The organism is Novosphingobium sp. Leaf2 (assembly GCF_001421325.1).
In the GTDB taxonomy this organism is placed as follows: domain Bacteria; phylum Pseudomonadota; class Alphaproteobacteria; order Sphingomonadales; family Sphingomonadaceae; genus Novosphingobium.
In genome coordinates this window covers 230,602-245,217 of the sequence record NZ_LMJY01000018.1, presented here as the reverse complement: position 1 = coordinate 245,217, position 14,616 = coordinate 230,602, and the positions used below count along the sequence as shown (strand labels likewise).

Genomic DNA, 14,616 nt, shown 5'->3' with positions numbered 1-14,616 from the left:
TTCTCTTGTGGTCATTCTGTCGTCTCGGCGGTGTCCGGCCCATTCTCGCCCTGCGCCTTGAGGCGGGCCGCCTCGGCACGGCGGCGTTTGCGTTTGTGAAGCTGATCCGAGGACGGGACATTATCATCGACCAGATCGGCAAGCACGGCACCCCGTCGACCGATCGGCCTGGCGGGACCCGCAGTCGTATCGCACAGCGTCTGGCGCTCTATCTCCGCATTGAGCAGGGCCCCGAGGAGCACGCCGTACGCTGAAAGGAACAACCACATCAGAAACACCACGACCGCCGAGAGCGACCCATACATGGCATTGTAATCGCTGATATAAGCGACGTAGAGCGAGAAGCCGAACGATACCGCGATCCAGAGCAGCGTTGCCAGCAGAGAGCCCGGCACCAGCCAGCGCCACTTTGCGGGCCTGCGATCAGGCCCGTAACGCATGATCAGCGCAAAACCCGTGCTGCCCAGGCCGATCGCGGCAACCCAAGTCAAGATCTTGAACAGCAACGCTGTGATGTCGCCAAGGAAAACGCCGGTCTGAATTTGCAGCCAGGCGAAGATACCGCCGGACAGCACACCGGTGAGCGCGATGGTGATCGCCGCAAGGGTCAGTACCGCGGTGCGCAACGTCAGCACGATGATCCCGCGCGTTTCGCGCTCTTCATTGATGATGTTGAGCGCGCTCACCATGCCGCCTGCCGCGCGCATGCCGCCATAGATCGCAAAGAACAGCGCGATGACAAGCGCCAGCCCCGTCACGCTGGCGTTCGTCGAAATGATCCGCAGGAGTTGCTCTTCCAGCAGCCGCGCGACATCTGCGGGCACCACATCAACGATGCTGGCGATCTGCTTGCGTACCGTGTCGACGTTCGCGACCAGGCCGTAGACCATCACCGTTGCACCGATCAACGGCGTGAGGGCCAGAAAAACGTAGAAGGCGAGGCCAGCCGCCAGCAATCCCAGTTCGTGGAATCCGATCATCACCCACACGCGCTTGAGCACGCTTATCCAAGCCGCTGCGGGCATGCTCCACGGTGAAGCTGCGTCGTAGCCAGGCTTCGGATCGATCATCTGCGCCTGCTCGCCTTGCCCGCCACTTGCTTGGGGTTTCTCATCCCCGACGTTCTTGCTATCCATCAAATGGTTGCCGATGAAAGGGAACTTTCGTTAACGCCGTGCTATACGCATGTTCAGGAGGGGCCGGACGCGGTTGTCTGGCACAGGGGTGATTTGTCGCGTTGTTCATGTCCTCGCTAATCGACCGAAAGGCCGCTTGTTCCCTTTTTTTGCGGGACGGATGTGCAAGAAATGTCATTGCGGTCACTTTGGTTGTCGCGGCGACCTTTCCCTTGTCTGTTGCAGCGCAACAATCGGGGGGCAATTCCGCCCCGGCCGCTAGTGGCGCCGATGCGCAGACAGGCACGGACGGTTTGGAAGCCGGGCAAGTCGTCGTGCCGAAGCCTCCTGCGGGTGTCGATCTGCCCCAGGTAGAGCCGATCATTCCTGACGGCGAATTCAACGCCTCCATACCCAAGCTTGACGCCACGAACGATCCCGAGCTGGACAAGCCGCTGGAGTCGATCGACGAATTCGAGCGCAGAACGGCCAAGCCACAGGCTGGGCAGCAGGTTGCCGGTGCTCCCGCGGTCCAGCAGCCGACGACGACCACCGCCGCGAATACGGTGCCGGTCGGCGATGCGCCGGTGCGCGACGCGGAATTGACTGCGCCACTTCCGCCAATCAATCAGTTCGAAGTCACGCCCGTAAAGATCGCCGCCGATGCGCCGAGCGACCGCAAGGATGTCGAGGTGCGCTATCGCACCGAACTGAAAGGTCTCGATATTGCCGACAAGCAGAGCGACACCGATCTCGCGGGTGAGTTCAATTCCCTGTCTGCGCTCAAGAAAGGCCATGGCAAGGCCGCCAACAGCGCGATGATCGCATCGCGGCTGAGCGAAGACAGTCAGTTGATGCAGACGGTGCTGGCGTCCGAGGGCTGGTACAGCCCGATCGTGCGCACGCGGCTCGATCCGGCGAGCAATCAGGATGATCCTGCGTTGACCGCAGTGCTTACGGTAGCGCCGGGTAAGCGTTACGTGTTTTCCGAATTGAACGTGAAGGCGGACCCGACCGTGCCGCCCACGCTGATCGCCGATAATTTCCCGCTGAAGGTGGGTGAGCCAATCGTGGCCGATCGCGTGCAGGGCGCCGAAGCCCGTATCGCGGTGGCGTTGCCTGAAAACGGCTATCCCTTCGCGGAAGTGGGTCAGCGCGATATCCTGCTGGATCCTGACGCCGGATCGGGTGTGTATACTCTGCCGGTCACCGTAGGGCCACGTGGCCGCTTTGGCGGTATCACGACCAAGGGCGATCTGGCCTTCAAGGCGGACCATATTCAGGTGCTCGCCCGCTTCAAGCAGGGCGATCTGTATGACAGTCGCAAGGTGGACGACCTGCGCAAGGCGCTCGTCGCCACCAGCTTGTTCTCGACGGTAACCGTTGCCCCGAAAAAGACCGATCAGGCAACGCCTGAAGGCGACGGCACGCAATATGTGGACCTTGAGGTTGTGCAGGATGCCGGGCCGCCGCGCACGATCGCGGGCTCTGTGGGTTACGCGGCCGGCGAGGGTATTACGGCGCAGGCCACCTGGACCCATCGCAACCTGTTCCCGCCCGAAGGCGCACTGATCGCAAATGCCATTGCCGGCACGCGCCAGCAGGGTGCAGGCGTGACCTTCCGGCGCTCCAATGCGGGCAAGCGCGATCGTACGCTGGAAATCGTGGCGCAGGCCTATCACAACAACTACGATGCCTACGACGCGTACACCGGACGGCTCGCAGCCCGCATTGCGCGCGATTCCACGCCTTTGTGGCAGAAGCGGTTTACGTATGCCTATGGCATCGAGTTTCTGGGCACGGCGGAAACCGATTATGATCCCGCCACTGGCGGTCGTTCGCGCAAAACGTATTACATCGCCGGGATCAACGGTCAGGTGGGCTTCGATACGTCGGACGATTTGCTAAACCCCACGAAAGGCTATCGCCTGACAGCGTTGGCGGAGCCCGAAGCGTCGGTTCGCAATGGGGTGCAACCCTACGTTCGCGGCCGACTTGACGCCTCTACCTATTTTTCGGTCAGCGACAGTCTGGTGCTGGCAGGGCGGGTCCGCTTTGGCACGATTCAGGGCGTTGGCCTGTTCGACATTGCGCCGTCTCGGCGGCTCTATGCCGGCGGCGGCGGTTCGGTCCGCGGCTATGCCTATCAGGCGCTGGGCGAGCAGGCGCCCGATGGCAAACCCGTGGGCGGACGCAGCCTTAACGAAGGGTCGTTCGAGGCGCGCTATCGATTCGGCAACTATGGTGTTGTTGCCTTCCTCGATGGCGGCCAAGCCTATCGCCAGACCACCCCGCAGTTTAACGACTTGCGCTACGGCGTCGGCATCGGCGGACGTTTCTACACCAACTTCGGCCCGGTCCGCCTCGATGTGGCGACACCGCTGGGCCGCAAACCGGGCGAATCTGTTTTGAATGTCTATGTCTCGATCGGGCAGGCGTTCTGATGACGGGGGACGATCGGGTTCAGGTTAACGATACTGTGGTGGTGACAGAGCCGTCGCAGACTTCGCGTTGGCGCCGGGTGCGGATACGCATCGCCAAGACAGTGGCCTTCGTACTGCTGGGGTTGCTGACGTTCGTTCTCGCTGTGGTGCTCGGCATCAATACGGGGCCGGGCCGCCGTTTCGTTGCTGACCAGATCGCCGGAATCGAATTCGAAAACGGCATGCGCATCACCGTGGCCCGGATCGACGGTTCGCTATACGGCAAGATGATCCTGCGCGGCTTGTCGGTTCGCGACCCGGCAGGCGAATTCCTGTATTCGCCCGAGATCCAGGTGGACTGGCATCCGTTCGCCTACCTGCAGAACCATGTCGATGTACGCAGCGCCACTGCGCAGCGGGTCGTCCTGCGCCGCTCACCCCGGTTCCGGGAAACCCCGCCCAGCAATGAACCCTTGCTGCCGAACCTCGACATCGACGTCGGCATGCTGAAGATCGACCGCTTCATCGCTGAAGCGCCCGTGGCCGGCCAACGCCGCATCATGACCGTTAAGGGGCGGGCCCATATCGCCGATGGCCGGGCGCAGATCAGCGCCAGTGGCGGGACGATTGCCATCGAAGGCAAGGGCGGCGGCGACCGGTTTTCCGCGCTGCTGGATGCCGTTCCGGAACGTAATCGGCTCGACATGGCGATCGACCTCGACGCCCCGCGTGGCGGTCTGATCGCAGGCCTCGCCGGCCTGAACCAGCCGGTGAAACTCAAGCTTGGCGGCAAAGGGGACTGGGCGGCCTGGAACGGGAACCTGAACGCCGATCTGGGCGGTGGATCGCTGGCGCGCCTCGCGCTGACCGCCCGCAACGGCACGTTCACAATCAAGGGTCCGACGCAGGCCGCGCGCCTGTTTACCGGGCCGACCGCGAGCCTGCTTGGCCCCGTCACCAATCTGGATCTGGTCACCGCGTTCGAAAAACGCCGCGCGACGGTGTCAGGGATGGTGTCCAGCGATGCCTTCAACCTCACGCCCGCTGGCGTGGTGGATCTCAGCGCAAACACGTTTACCGATTTCAAGCTGGCCTTCGTGCTGCTCAAGCCCACGGCACTGGCGAAAAACCTGAGCGGGGCGGGCATGAATGCCAACCTTACGCTGAATGGCGCCTTTGCCACGCCCTCGGTCGCCTATCGACTGGCGGCGCGGCGGATCGTGATGAACGACATGGGCCTGGAAAACCTGTCCACACAAGGTGCGGCGAAAGTCGATGCCGATCACATCATGATCCCGGTGGCGGCTCGCGTGAGCCGGGTGACCGGGCTTGACAGCGTTGCCGGTGGCACCCTTGCCAACGTGACGTTGAACGGCGACCTGGCGATCAAGGGCCCGCGCATCCTGTCGGACAATATGCGCCTGCGCTCGGACCGTATCGATGCGGGCCTGATACTCGTCGCGGACATGAGCAAGGGGCTGTACACCGGGGCCATCGACGGGCGGATCGACAATTATCGGCTCGACAGCATCGGCATCTTCGACATCCGCACCAACATGGACCTGAAGACCGAGGCACGCGGCTTCGCGCTGCAGGGCACGGTCCGCGCTCGATCGACCAAACTGCTTAACCCTAACCTGCAGACGTATCTGGGCGGAAACTTTGCCGCATCCTCGAACGTGAAATACGGGTCGGACGGCGTCGTGCATTTCTCAGGCGTCAGGCTGAACGCACCGCTGATGCGCATCACCAGCGGGCAGGGCAGTTGGTCACCCGATGGCCGCATAACGTTGGCAGCCAATGGCACGTCAAGCCAATATGGCAACCTGGGCGTGCGGGTGACCGGCACGATCGCCAATCCCGACGCGCATGTCACCGCCGAACGGCCCGGCCTCGGGATTGGCATCGCCAACCTTGATGCGCGCATCACCGGCGCGCCGGGCGGCTACCGCCTTAACGCCAAGGCGGATACGGACTATGGCCCGCTAACCGCCGATGTTACGCTTGGGCTCGGCAAGGCCACCTTGATCCAGATCAACAACGCCAACTTGTCCGGCGTGGATTTCGCCGGTCGCATCGTTCAAACCCCATCCGGTCCGTTCTCCGGGCAGTTGACCGCCAAAGGCAACGGGATCGGCGGTCTGGTACGACTGGATGCGCAAGGCAAGTATCAGGCGGCAGACTTCAATCTGCGCGCCAAGGACGCCACGTTTGCCGGCCCAGCCAAACTGTCGATCGGCTCTGCCATCATCGACGGGCGCGCAGTGCTGTATGACAAGCCGACCATCGTGGCCGATGTGCAGATCGCCGGCACCAGCATAGGGGCGCTCGACTTGGCGGCAGCGCGCGTGCTGGTCGATTATCGCGACGGGCGCGGCAAGGCGAAGGGCCTGATCGAAGGCGTCAGCGGCGTTCCTTTCCGTCTGGGCGTCAACGCCGACCTGCAGCCGGATGTGTGGCGCGTGGCGCTGGACGGGAAAGTACGTGGCCTCGACCTCAAGACCGCGACGCCCGCGCGGATTGTACCGCGCAATGGAACGTACGAATTGCTGCCCACCGAGATCACGTTCGGCGGCGGCACTCTGAAACTCGCGGGCAGTTATGGTGCCGGGATCAAGCTGCAAAGCCGGATGGAAGGCGTCGATCTGGCAATCCTGAACGCGTTTGCGCCCGGCTATGGCATCGGCGGCAAGGCCAGCGGCAGTTTCGATTTCGAGCAGGCCGGCAGCGGGGCGTTCCCGCAGGCGGATGCCCGTCTCAGCCTGAATAATTTCACGCGGACGAGCTCGTCGACGGTCAGCCAGCCGGTGGACATCAACTTCGCGGGCAAATTGCAGGCCAATGGTGCGGATACACGTGCGGTCTTCCGTCGCGGCGGCGCGGTGATCGGGCGTCTGGTGGCAACGCTGCGGCCGCTGCCCGCCGGGACCGGCACCTGGACTGCCCGTCTGATGAACGCGCCGTTGGGTGGCGGCATCCGCTACAATGGGCCAGCCGATACGCTGTTCTCGTTCGCGGGACTGGCCGGCCAGACTTTCTCAGGCCCGATCGGCGTTGCAGCAGACTTTTCATGCCGCGTATCCGATCCGTGTATCAACGGCGTCGTTCAGGGCCGCGATATCGTCTATGAAAACCAGGCCTATGGAACACGGCTGAGCAGCATGGCTTTCGCGGGCAAGTTCACCGGCAATTCGCTTGAACTGAGTTCGCTCACTGCCAAGGCAGGCGACGGCACTGTCAGCGCATCGGGCCGTGTCAGCTTTGCGGCTGACGCAGGGTATCCGATGGACCTGACCGTAAAGCTGGACAAGGCGCGCCTTGCCCGCAGCGACGCGCTTTCCGCTACCGCCACCGGCACCGTGCGCCTGACCAAGGCAGCCGGGCAACCCGCGTTGCTCTCTGGCGATATCCGGCTGCCCGAAACGCGCTATCAGGTCGTGCGTGAAGGCGCGGCGCAAGTGCCCCGGCTCACCGGCGTCCGCTTCAAGCCGCCGCGCGGCCCCGCGAGGATCACCGGGGACGAGCCTGCGCCGCCCACACCAAGCGCTTTTGCGCTGCTGCGCCTCGACCTTCATCTGCGCGCGCCTGAAAAGCTCTACGTGTCTGGCATGGGGCTGGAGTCGGAGTGGAGCGCCAAGTTTGACGTGACCGGAACCAGCGCAGCGCCTGTCGTCTCAGGCGACGTGACGCTCATTCGCGGCACGCTGGGTTTTGCCGGCCGGTCCTTCCAGCTCAGCGACGGTAAAGCCTCGTTCACTGGTGGCCCGACGCTGGACCCAACGATCGATATCACCGCCACCGACGACATCGACGACGTGACCGTGAAGGTCGCAGTCACCGGTCACGCCACCAATCCGCAGATCACGTTTTCGTCAGACCCGAGCCTGCCTAACGACGAGGTGCTCTCGCGCATTCTGTTCGGCAGTTCGATCGCCAACCTCTCCGCCATCCAGGCGGTGCAGCTGGCATCTTCGCTGAACTCGCTGCGGGGCACGGGTGGCGGCCTAAATCCGCTGGGCAAATTGCGTTCGGCAACTGGCATCGACCGCCTGCGTATTCTGGGTCCGGACCAGACGACCGGGCGCGGCACCGCTGTAGCCGCTGGCCAGTATCTGACCGACGACATCTACGTCGAGCTGATCACTGACGCGCGCGGCTTTACCGCCACCCAGCTTGAAGTGAGCGTGACGAAGTGGCTGTCGGTGCTGAGCCAGGCGGGTGGTTCGGGCGTCAACAGCCTGAACGTGCGCATAAAGAAGGACTACTGATGCGCGCTGTGTTGCCGGTGCTGGCGATCCTGCTTCTGACGGGCGGGTGCAAGCGCCAGCCCAGCTTCGATGAGCGATACGATGCAGCCACGCATGATGTGGTTACGCGCGCCAGGACCATCGACGCGCAGGTGGCGGCCAGCACCGCGCCACCGGACGAGGAAACGCCCACGCGCTGAAACTCGTGGTTTACGCTTGGTTGTTATGCCCTTCCGGCAAGTGCCGTATCAAGGAATCACAATGAAGTCGGATGAAACCGGGAGCCGGGCGAGCCAGCGGATAGCCGTTCTGCTCCATGCCCGCTGCCGCAAGTCGAGCTGGCATGTATTCCCGGTGGAACTGGGCGACGTTTCGCATCTGGGCTGCAGCATCGTGGGTTGCGCCGAGCCGTTCGTACCTGGCCAGATCGTTCGGCTAAGCATCGCCAACATGAAGCCGATCGAGGCGCAGGTCCGCTGGATCGGAGATACGGCGACGGGTCTGCAGTTCACCGTGCCACTGGCCGATCACGTCATCGCACAGCTTGCGAAGGCTTACGGAATTGAGATCACCGCCGCGTGATACGATCTGCGCAGGTTATCGCAAATCGACTTTGACGCCCGCCCACACGGTGCGCGGTTGCCCAAGGTCGATGGAGCCCGCCTGGTTGCGCGTCACGATCGTGGCATCCGTCACATTCTCAGCGCGCAGCACCAAGGTTGCCCCGGTGATGACAGGGATTTGCGCGAACAGGTCAAGCGTGGTGACGGCGGGCAGAATGCTGGTCTCCAGGTCATCCTCGAACTGGGCACCGGTGTGGCGCAGCGTTGCGGAAAGCCGCCAGGAAACGCGCGGCGTCCATGCTATGGTGCCACTTGCAGCATGGCGCGGGGTCTGGGCCGGACGCAACCCATTGAGCTGCGCTTGCAAACCATCAGCCTCCACCTGCGCGTCGGTCCAGGAAAGCGACGCTTCAAGGTCCAGCCGTCCGGCCTTCACCCCGGCGCTTGCCTCGATACCCCGCGCGCGGATGGCCTTCACGTTCTGGCGCTCGCGCAAGGTGGGGGATAGCGTAACGTTGGCGACGGCGTCTTTCAGGAGGTTGTCGAACGCCGTCAGGGACAGCGACAAGCCCGGTCGAGGCGTAAAATCCAGCCCTGCCTCATAGCCGCGCAGACGTTCGGGTTTGAGGCTGGCATTGGCGCGCGTGGTGATCGGAAACACCACGAACGGCCGGTACAACTCGTTAAGCGTAGGCAGCCGAAGCCCGGTGTACGCAGCCGCGCGCACCGACAACGTCTGCGTTGTCTGCCACCGCGCGCCGCCGCGTGCATTGGCTTCCCAACCATCACGGTCGGCATAGAGCACGCTCTGGTTAACCGTGCCGGCAGCGTTCAACTCGCGGTAGAAGCCGTCACGGATGGTCCACCGGTCTGCCCGGACGCCGCCCGTCAGCACAAGCTTTCCCAGCGTCCAGTCATCCTCAACGTAAAACCCCAAATCCGATTGTTTGCCGCCGGCGCGACGAAACGCCGTAGCCCGTCCGGCGGCATTGTATGGCACTTCGACCAGGTTGCCGCTGGAGAGGCGCATGTCCGTTCCCAGGCGCAGGACGTGCGCCTTTCCAATGGGAGGGCGCACTTCCGCCTTGCCGCCGATCGCCAGGGTTGGCGTCTTTTTCTGGTCGAGCGTCTTCTTGAAGCTGGTCGCACTGACAACGACGTTGGAAAAGTCCTGTGCCTGAACATACCCCAGTACGTCGAACTGCCAATCGCCGTGCCCTACGAAGCGCAAGGATCCCTGCTCACCGCTCGATGTCGAATCGGCCCCCTTGAAACGCAAGGTACGCTGATCGTCGTAAACGAGCGTGGAGGCCTGTACTTCCGCCGTGTCGGTCAGCGGTGCCACAGCGCGCAGGGATGCCGACCAGCTTTCATAAGCGGCCCGCGATGTTGCCGGCACCCGCTGGTCCGCGGGGGTGGTCTGAAATCCTTCGCCGCGATCCCATTGCACGCTGGCGACCACGAACCCTTCGCCCAGGCGCGGCGCGGCAGTGACGGACGTCTGCGTTTCGCCGCGATTGTCGATCAATGCTTCGCCCTGAAGCAGGCCGATTGTGTCCGGCCCGGCGCTTTGCATCCCGATGGTGCCCGACACCGCGCCGGTGCCGAACGCGCCCATGCCGCCGCCGCGTGTTACCCGAACCGAGACAAGACGGTCTGGCGCCAGGGCGCTTAAAGGAATGTACCCGAAGAACGGGTTGGCCACGGGCACCCCGTCCAGCAGGACTTGCGCGCGGCTTGATGCGTTCCCGCCCAGCGCGCGCAAGGTAACGCCTTGGTTCGACGGGTTCGACGCGCGGCTATCCGATCGCCGGAACTGCTGAAATCCGGCAACGGATGAGAGCACGTCCTCAATCCGCCCCGACGCGGTGGTCACCAGGGCGTCACGGCCTATTGTCTGCACATCGTAGGCCGGTATCGCAGGGCCGTCGTCGAGGCCGTGGCCGGTAACGATGATGGGCGAGGCATCGGATGGTCCATCGTCACTCGCATGAGCCGAGGCAGGGGCAAGAGCCACCATGGCAGGCATCCACACTGCGGTGCTTGCTGCGACGAAACGGAAAAAGCCGTTTCGCTTTTCGCTAGGCCGAACTGCGCCAATTGCGTCAAGATTGCAGGATACCGCCATTAATCCCCATGCCCGAAACACCAGCTAAGCAGAATGCTGACTGCCTCTTACGGGCCTGGTGGATGATCGCCAATGCGAGAGTTTTCAACGCCGGAGATGGGTGGTGGACGCACTTGGGCTCGAACCAAGGACCCGCTGATTAAGAGTCAGCTGCTCTACCAACTGAGCTATGCGTCCCCACGATGCATCGGGGAGGGAAGGATGGTGGACGCACTTGGGCTCGAACCAAGGACCCGCTGATTAAGAGTCAGCTGCTCTACCAACTGAGCTATGCGTCCACGCTACCTGTCCCCGAGGGCCTTGCGGCCCGCCGATTCGGCGGCGGAGAGGCTCCTATAAAGACTGGCTGTCAGATGGGAAGGGGGCAATTTCCAAAAATTCCAGCGCCCGTTCAGGACAACGAACCGCCACCACGGTTCCACCGGTTTACCGCCATGATGGTGCCCAGGCAGATCATGTTGGTCAGCATCGAGGTTCCCCCGTGGCTCATGAACGGCAGCGGGATGCCGACGACCGGTGCCAGACCCATCACCATCATCAGATTGATCATCACATAGAAAAACATCGTGGCGGTCATGCCGGCGGCCAGCAGGCTTGAGAACCGGTCCGGTGCCCGGCGGGCCACCCGCATGCCCCAGCCGATGACGATCGCAAACACGGTCAGCACGAACAGGCCGCCGAGCAGGCCCCATTCCTCCGCCATGGTGGCGAACACGAAGTCCGTGTGGGCTTCGGGCAGGTATTGCAGATGGCTTTGCGTGCCGTTGCCAAAGCCCTTGCCGAATATGCCGCCCGATCCGATGGCGATCTTCGATTGGGTGATGTGATAGCCGGTGCCGAGCGGATCGCCCTCCGGGTCCATGAACACCAGTACCCGGTTGCGCTGATAGTCATGCAGCAAGGTGAAGAAGGCGATCGGGGCGATGACCATCAGCGCCCCGCCCGCGCTCAGGAACCACCACAGCGGCAAGCCGGCCAGGAACATGATCACCACGCCGCCAAAGCATACGGCAGTGGCCGTGCCCAGGTCTGGCTGGATCAGCACGAATATCGCCGGCAGCGCGATCAGCACGCCGGCGGGCACAAGCCCGCGCCAGCTTGCGGTCATCGCGTGGGGTAGCGTTTCGTAGAAGCGGGCAAGCACCAGCACGATGGCCGGCTTCATCAGTTCGGAGGGCTGCAGCGACATGAAGCCCAGGTTGAGCCATCGCTGACTGCCTCCGCCAACAGCGCCGATCAGTTCGACGAGAACCAGCAGCCCGAGGATCGCGCCATAGACCGGGTAGGCGATGGTGCGAAAGACGTTGCGGCTCAGGCGTGATATGAAGATCGCCATGACCAGAAAGATGCAGAACCGCAGCGCGTGGGTCAGCGCATAGGGCTGCAGGCTGCCCCCGGCGGCCGAATACAGAACGGCGGCGCCCAGCGACACGAGACCGCACAGCGGAATCAGCATCTGCCAAGGCTGGCGCGAGATCGCTTCGGGGACGATCGAGCGGTTCATTGCGGCGCGCTTCCGGGGCTGGCTACGGGTGAGGGCGATGCCTGGGGGGCAGCGCTGGCAGCGGCGTTGGGATCAGGCTCGGGCGCGGGAGACTGCGCCTCAGTGATGGGCTGGGCCGGCTCGTCCGCGCCGTCGGCGGCTTGCAACTTGCGGCTTTCTTCGTCGCTGGGCACCGCTGGCGCGCCGACGCCGTACTGCGCGGAATAGGCTTTGTAGCGCGCATCCAGGCGCTGTTCGGGCGTGCCGCCCCAGCCTGTTTCAAGCTCGGTCAGGATGTCCATGCCCCTCTGCTTGTCGAACACGTAAGTGAGCACGTCGCGCGCGATGGGATAGGCGGCGCCCGATCCCCCGCCATGTTCGACCACGACCGAGCAGGCATAGCGCGGATTGTCCGCCGGGGCGAAGCAGATGAAGTGCCCGTGGTCCCGGTGCTTCCACAAGCCGCCTTTGCCGTTGCCGACATTGAGGCCGACGACTTGCGCGGTGCCGGTCTTGCCAGCCAGCTTGATGTCCGGGAACGGCAGGCGCGCGTGGGGCGCGGAGCCCGGCCCGTTGGCCACATCGGACATGGCCTGGCGGATATAGGCGATATGATCCGCCGGAATGCCCAGCGAGGCCTGCATCGTGTTTTCCTGCCCGTGGATCAGGCGCGGCATGATGATGCGGCCCGTAGCAAGGCGGGAGGCCTGCACGGCCTGTTGCAGCGGATTGACCAGAAAATAGCCCTGGCCGATGGTAGCGTTCACGGTGTCGAACGTCTGCCATTCCTTGCCGTATTTGCGCAGCTTCCAAGCGGGATCGGGTACGGTGCCATAGGATTGGCCGGCCACGGGCAGGGGAAAATCATGGCCCAGCCCCAGCCGGTGCGCCATCGCCGCGATCGGGTCCATGCCGATGCGCTGGGCGAAATGGTAGAAATACACGTCGCAGCTTTGGTAGATGCCCTTGGCCATGTTGACCGAGCCATGCCCCCGGTGCTGCCAGCAATGAAACACCCGGTTGCCGACCCTGAGGCCGCCGTTGCAGATTACCGATTCGTTGGGGTCGAGGCCGGCTTCCAGGAACGACAGCGCGACCATCGGCTTCACGGTGGAGCCCGGCGGATAGAGCCCGCGCAGCACCTTGTTGCGCAAGGGCACATGATCGTCGTCCGACAGCATCTTCCATTCGAGCCGGCCGATGCCGTCGGAAAAGCTGTTGGGATCGAAACACGGCATCGAGCACATCGCGAGCAAGTCACCCGTCTGGCAGTCCATCACCACCACCGCAGCGGATTCGGGGCCGATGCGGCGGGCGGCATAGTCCTGAATGCCGGCATCGATCGTCAGCTTGATCGTCTTGCCGGGCACATCCTCGCGGGTATCGAGGTCGCGCACGATCCGCCCTGACGCCGTCACCTCGACGCGGCGAGCACCGGGCTTGCCGCGCAGGTCCTTCTCGTAGAATTTTTCGAGGGCGTCCTTGCCGACTTTGTAGCCCGGCGTGATGAGGACGGGATCGCGGTCCTTTTCGTACTCTTCGGCAGAGGCCGCGCCCACATACCCGATCAGGTGGCCCACCGCCGGTCCGGTAGGATAGAAGCGGGAATAGCCACGCTGGGTCACCACGCCGGGAAGGTCGGGCAGCCGCACACTGACGGCGGCGAACCGCTCCCAGTCCAGCCCTGATGCCACTTCAACGGCGGCGAAACCGCGGGCCTTTTCCAGCTTGTCCTGCAAGTCCTGCATCGCGATCGGGGTCAGAGACAGCAGCTTGCCCAGTTCCGCGAGCGTGCGATCACCCTCGGTCATCCGCTCGGGGATGATGTCGACGCGAAAGTCCGCGCGGTTGGACGCGAGAGGCTGGCCGTTGCGATCGAGGATCCAGCCCCGGCGTGGCGGAATGAGTGACAGGTTGACCCGGTTGCTTTCGGCCTGAAGCTTGTACTTCTCGTTCTCAAACACCGACAGGTACGTCATGCGCGCGGCCAGCAGGCAACCGATACCGCCCTGGATACCGCCGATCACCACTGCCCGGCGATCGAAGCTGTTGCGCAAGGTTCCAGTGGTGACGTGCGGCGCGCGCAGGAAGCGCCGGAAATTGATCTTCATCGTGCGGCCACGAACGCGGTCAGCCTCACGCGGTCAGCCAGGGCCACGAAGCGACCGACGAGGGGATAGAAAAGCACCGAGATGAAGACCTGCGGAAAAATGACGTCGATGAACGCCGCAGCACCGGCGATGTTCGCGATGCCAAGGCACAGCACCATATAGGCGATGATCAGCCCGATCGCCACCAGCCACTCGGTCAGGAAATTGCGCCACGGGAGGCGTGTCTCCACGTTATCCAGCACGATTGCGGCAACCGACCACAAAAGCACGGCGGTGCCGAACGGGGCGCCGGAAAACAGGTCGTCCACCATCCCCAGCGGCAGGCCGGCCCACATCGGCAGCAGGCCGGGCCTGAGTTGGCGCCAGGCCAGAAAAACGAGGAATCCCAGCGGCGGCAGGACGGGCGCCGACGCGATCAGCAGCCACCCCGGCATGATCGAGCCGGCGATCACCGTCAGCCACGGCAGGGCGCTTGCCACGATCACGGAGGGGCGACGGTTAATGCGTTGCCTGACCGTACCGTCCGGGCGGGAGAGCAGCGGCACG

Annotated in this window: 9 protein-coding genes and 2 tRNA genes; 4 read left to right on the top strand and 7 right to left on the bottom strand. The window is 63.7% G+C overall.

Annotated features, from left to right (window positions below; translation table 11 throughout):
- Positions 1-11 precede the first annotated feature (11 nt).
- Positions 12-1,070, bottom strand: a complete 1,059-nt coding sequence (locus ASE49_RS14215; RefSeq protein WP_235522996.1) for a YihY/virulence factor BrkB family protein — start codon at positions 1,068-1,070, stop codon at positions 12-14.
- Positions 1,071-1,243: 173 nt separating this feature from the next.
- Between ASE49_RS14215 and ASE49_RS14210 the strand changes: the two genes are divergently transcribed.
- From ASE49_RS14210 to ASE49_RS14195, 4 genes are all read left to right on the top strand, one after another.
- Complete coding sequence (locus tag ASE49_RS14210; protein WP_056773813.1) at positions 1,244-3,559, top strand: autotransporter assembly complex protein TamA; 2,316 nt, start codon at positions 1,244-1,246, stop codon at positions 3,557-3,559.
- Positions 3,559-7,806: a translocation/assembly module TamB domain-containing protein gene (locus ASE49_RS14205; protein ID WP_056773811.1), complete on the top strand. Its 4,248-nt coding sequence runs from the start codon at positions 3,559-3,561 to the stop codon at positions 7,804-7,806. Before ASE49_RS14210 ends, ASE49_RS14205 begins: the two co-directional genes overlap by 1 nt.
- Positions 7,806-7,985: a hypothetical protein gene (locus tag ASE49_RS14200; RefSeq protein WP_056773808.1), complete on the top strand. Its 180-nt coding sequence runs from the start codon at positions 7,806-7,808 to the stop codon at positions 7,983-7,985. The genes ASE49_RS14205 and ASE49_RS14200 overlap by 1 nt, the downstream gene beginning before the upstream one ends.
- Before the next feature lie 61 nt (positions 7,986-8,046).
- Positions 8,047-8,367, top strand: a complete 321-nt coding sequence (locus tag ASE49_RS14195; protein WP_056773806.1) for a PilZ domain-containing protein — start codon at positions 8,047-8,049, stop codon at positions 8,365-8,367.
- A gap of 15 nt (positions 8,368-8,382) precedes the next feature.
- On the opposite strand, the gene ASE49_RS14190 is transcribed toward ASE49_RS14195, so the two are convergent.
- From ASE49_RS14190 to ASE49_RS14165, 6 genes are all read right to left on the bottom strand, one after another.
- Positions 8,383-10,377, bottom strand: coding sequence for a TonB-dependent receptor plug domain-containing protein (locus ASE49_RS14190; RefSeq protein ID WP_056773984.1), 1,995 nt, complete (start codon positions 10,375-10,377; stop codon positions 8,383-8,385).
- A gap of 200 nt (positions 10,378-10,577) precedes the next feature.
- A tRNA-Lys gene (locus ASE49_RS14185) sits at positions 10,578-10,653 on the bottom strand.
- A 25-nt stretch (positions 10,654-10,678) separates the two neighbouring features.
- A tRNA-Lys gene (locus tag ASE49_RS14180) sits at positions 10,679-10,754 on the bottom strand.
- A 113-nt stretch (positions 10,755-10,867) separates the two neighbouring features.
- On the bottom strand, positions 10,868-11,980 hold the full coding sequence (gene rodA / locus ASE49_RS14175) for a rod shape-determining protein RodA (RefSeq protein WP_056773803.1): 1,113 nt from the start codon (positions 11,978-11,980) through the stop codon (positions 10,868-10,870).
- Positions 11,977-14,070, bottom strand: coding sequence for a penicillin-binding protein 2 (gene mrdA / locus ASE49_RS14170; RefSeq protein WP_082456480.1), 2,094 nt, complete (start codon positions 14,068-14,070; stop codon positions 11,977-11,979). The genes rodA and mrdA overlap by 4 nt, the downstream gene beginning before the upstream one ends.
- Positions 14,067-14,615, bottom strand: a complete 549-nt coding sequence (locus tag ASE49_RS14165; protein WP_056773801.1) for a hypothetical protein — start codon at positions 14,613-14,615, stop codon at positions 14,067-14,069. Before ASE49_RS14165 ends, mrdA begins: the two co-directional genes overlap by 4 nt.
- Position 14,616 lies beyond the last annotated feature (1 nt).